The organism is Levilactobacillus lindianensis (assembly GCF_003946095.1).
Classification (GTDB): domain Bacteria; phylum Bacillota; class Bacilli; order Lactobacillales; family Lactobacillaceae; genus Levilactobacillus; species Levilactobacillus lindianensis.
The window spans coordinates 1-3,472 of sequence record NZ_RHOD01000054.1 but is presented as its reverse complement, the minus strand read 5'-3'; the positions used below and the strand labels follow the sequence as shown (position 1 = coordinate 3,472).

General features: G+C 47.4%; 2 protein-coding genes and 1 pseudogene. 1 reads left to right on the top strand and 2 read right to left on the bottom strand.

The window, feature by feature from the left end:
- Positions 1 to 551 precede the first annotated feature (551 nt).
- A complete protein-coding gene (locus EKM70_RS11190) occupies positions 552 to 1,325 on the bottom strand; it encodes an ABC transporter permease (protein ID WP_125547816.1) in 774 nt (257 codons plus the stop codon).
- Between the two features lie 91 nt (positions 1,326 to 1,416).
- A pseudogene (locus EKM70_RS11540) lies at positions 1,417 to 2,202 on the bottom strand (ABC transporter ATP-binding protein).
- A 163-nt stretch (positions 2,203 to 2,365) separates the two neighbouring features.
- Between EKM70_RS11540 and EKM70_RS11175 the strand changes: the two are divergent.
- Positions 2,366 to 2,950: a helix-turn-helix domain-containing protein gene (locus EKM70_RS11175; protein ID WP_125547810.1), complete on the top strand. Its 585-nt coding sequence runs from the start codon at positions 2,366 to 2,368 to the stop codon at positions 2,948 to 2,950.
- Positions 2,951 to 3,472: the final 522 nt, after the last annotated feature.

Below are 3,472 nucleotides of genomic sequence, written 5' to 3'. Positions count from 1 at the left end.
GATGATGGCTTGAATAGCTCATCGATTGTTGTTACTTTTTTATAAAAGCGAATTGACTTCGCAAATATTGTTTGGGTTTGATATAAATATCAAACCGCCCTACACATATTTGGTTTGTCGAAACAATGTTCAGTTTTCAAAGGTCTACCGCGTCATCTGCTCTCACAGACAACTTAATTATCATACCATTTAGCTGATATGAATGTCAACAAGAAGTTTTAAATAATAATTCTTGTCGTTTGTTGCCTCTAACGAAGCAGCTCAATTAATATACCATTTTGTCAGACTACTTGTCAACAAACAATTTAACTTTTTAAATTAACGAGCTGCTGTCGTAAAAGACAACTTAGATAATATACCATGCACATCATCTGCCTGTCAACAAAAATTCTAATTTAATGTCAATCCCCCCACTGTTCGCTTGCAGCGGCTCCAGGACCATCTCATCCTCCTCCCTGTTTTGGGCCCAGAAGCTCCCCTTGGTACAATGTCGCCGTAACGCCTGTCGTCATAACTAGCCTGCAAACCATGTTTCCGGCACCCTCCTCAACCTAAATCCGCCGCCTTGAAAAGATCACTGCACCTACCCCAACAAAGAACAACGCCCATACAAGATTCCCGACACTCAACTGTTGAATCGTCAAATGGGTCACATTCTGCTGGTAGCTAGGATTGCCATACTCCTCCTGCAGGAAGAACATATTAAACGGATTCCATTTCATCACTGGCAGCAACGACTTAAACGACTGCAATAATAGACTGGACACACCCTCCCCAACGAAACAAACACCAACACCAATAGCAATCGCCGCCGCACTGTTATGACTGCAACTTGCCAGTAAGAAGACTAGCCCAACAATCATTACGCCGCCATAAATATCCAATGCTGCATTTGTCACCAAATTTGCCAATAAGGCTTGATGGTAGAGATAGACGTTCTGCCACGAGAGGTTTCGCTCACCGCTCCCCTTGAGCAATAGTGTCATGAGGATGACTACTCCATGGAGTAAGACACTATAGCCGAGGACTAAAACATACTTCCCCACAAAGATCGTCCAGCGATGATTCACCTGAATCGCCAACTGTTTAATGGTCCCGTACTCAAACTCCATTGTCACACAGCTGGCGCCAATCACAATAATGAGTATTGTCAGCCATTGGAACCCGCCATACGCCGATGAAACATAAAATTTCCGATCACTGACCGATGCCCCATGTGCCGTCATTGCCAGTCCCGCCATTAAAAGGACCAAGATGACCGGTGCGAGCCATGCCAATCGCTGATGTCTGAATTTAAAAAACTCCTGTTGTAATAATTGTCCCATAACCTATACCTTCCTCTCCACTAATAAGCGTAACAAAACCGTCTCTAGATCTTCCTCGTGCTGGTTCACCTTTAAAATCTGGATATGCGCGTCAAGTAGGGTCAGCAGTAAGGGCGTCAACGCAACCGGCTTCGTCACGACTAAGTTGCCGTGCCACTGGGTAATCTGCCTGTAAAAGTACCCGCAAAGCCCGGGCATTCTCCGTCGTCCGCACCACTAAAGATTGCCGCGCCGATTCCCGAAACTGGGCCATCGTCCGTTGCAGCAACACTTGTCCTTGATTAATTAGAATCACTGTATCAATGATCTTTTCCAACTCACTCAAAATATGACTGGAAATTAGAAATGTAGTCCCTCCCCGTGCCAATTGAACGATCAAATGGCGCAATCGCTTAACCGACTGTGGGTCCAACCCATTCATCGGCTCGTCCAATATGACTAACCGTGGGCGATTCACCAACGCCATGGCAATTCCCAGCTTTTGTTTCATGCCGAGTGAATACCGCTTGGCCGGCCGGTGAATATAGGTTTCCATTTGGAGGGCCTGCACCACCCACGTCATTTATTCTGCGGAAGTCGTCATCAGTTGTAAATGTTGCCAGCCAGTCAGAAACGGATAAATTGCTGGGCGTTCGATGAGCGCGCCAACCTGTTGGGTCACGATAGTATGGGTATTGACCGAAACGGGTTGTCCCAAAATCTGAACGTTACCAGCATCCGTGGCTAGCAGTCCCAACAATGCTTTCATGATGGTCGTCTTGCCCGCACCATTGGGCCCGACTAAGCCGACAACTGCACCAGTTGAAAATGCGAAATTCACATCACGTAAGACCACACGGCGACCGAACTTTTTTCGTAGCCCGGTTACCTGAACCATTTTCGCTTGTCCATTTTGCACTGGACATCATCTCCTCTACTCCCTTTCAGCGTACCCGTTCAAATCTCGGAATGATACGGATGCTAGCGAGAATAGCTTGCTATTTCCAGACGATTCTCTATGCTAGAGTTAATAGCAATTATCAAGGAAGTGAGGTACCCCCATGGCATCGACAGAACTAGGCGCGCGTCTGAAAAAATTCCGCCAAACGCAACAGCTGACCCAAACAGCACTGGCAGACCAACTGCACGTCTCACGTCAGACCGTTTCCAGCTGGGAGACTGGCCGGAACCAACCGGACATCGCCACCATTACCCAATTAGCTACTCTATATGCCGTCCCAGTAGATGACCTCTTACAGGGCACGGCAACCGCACCCGTAACGAAACCAGTTGCCCACCCAAACGCCAGCCTATTAGTAGTCCTCTTCGGCGTTCTCCTGGTGGAACGCGTCACCCAATTTTCAACCTTCCCTGCTCTTTACTGGATGGACTTTCTCATTCTCTTGCTGATCGGTCTTATGCTCAACTTGGGCATTGCCCGGCGCCACCCAAACACTTGGACGAAGCAGATACATTGGATTGGCTTAACGGTATTTGCCACACTCAGTCTCGTTAGTGGGAGTATCAACGCCTTTAACATGGGCTTTGGCCTAATGACGACCTGCCAATTCAGTGGCCTTGTCGTTATCATCGTATTGGTCAGAAAGTGCTGGCAATCGCGATCGACTAAGGTCACACAACGCTAGAGTGATCGTCCTCTATAAGGCGTACTGTAACTGCTCAAAAAAGGTAACGACCTTCCTGCATGGAAGTACCGTTACCTTTTTAAATTGACTATTCTTCTAATCTTGCTCAGTGGGCCGGTACTCGCTTTTTGACCGTAATGTGTTCGATCATTATCAGCCACTTGAAATGAACGTCAATTTAGCGACACATCACTATCAGAACTGGAACGTCCACAACCCAAGATGCCGTCCATAACTTATTGCGGTTTTGATTCGTTTGTACGTTTTCCCTAGCCATAGATAGCAGACGTGACCAGTAGCTTCAGAAAATCGTCCGAATCTACACGACCATTTTGTTCCTGACGGCACTGCGTTGCCAGGCACACTGGCGCTGAGGTCATGCGCCCATTCCACTTTTCCTTTTTGCAAAAAAAAAGAACCCTCACAGGGTTCTTTCGTTCGCGTGGCAACGTCCTATCCTCGCAGGGGGCGATCCCCCAACTACTATCAGCGTGCTGAAGCTTAACTTCCGTGTTCGGCATG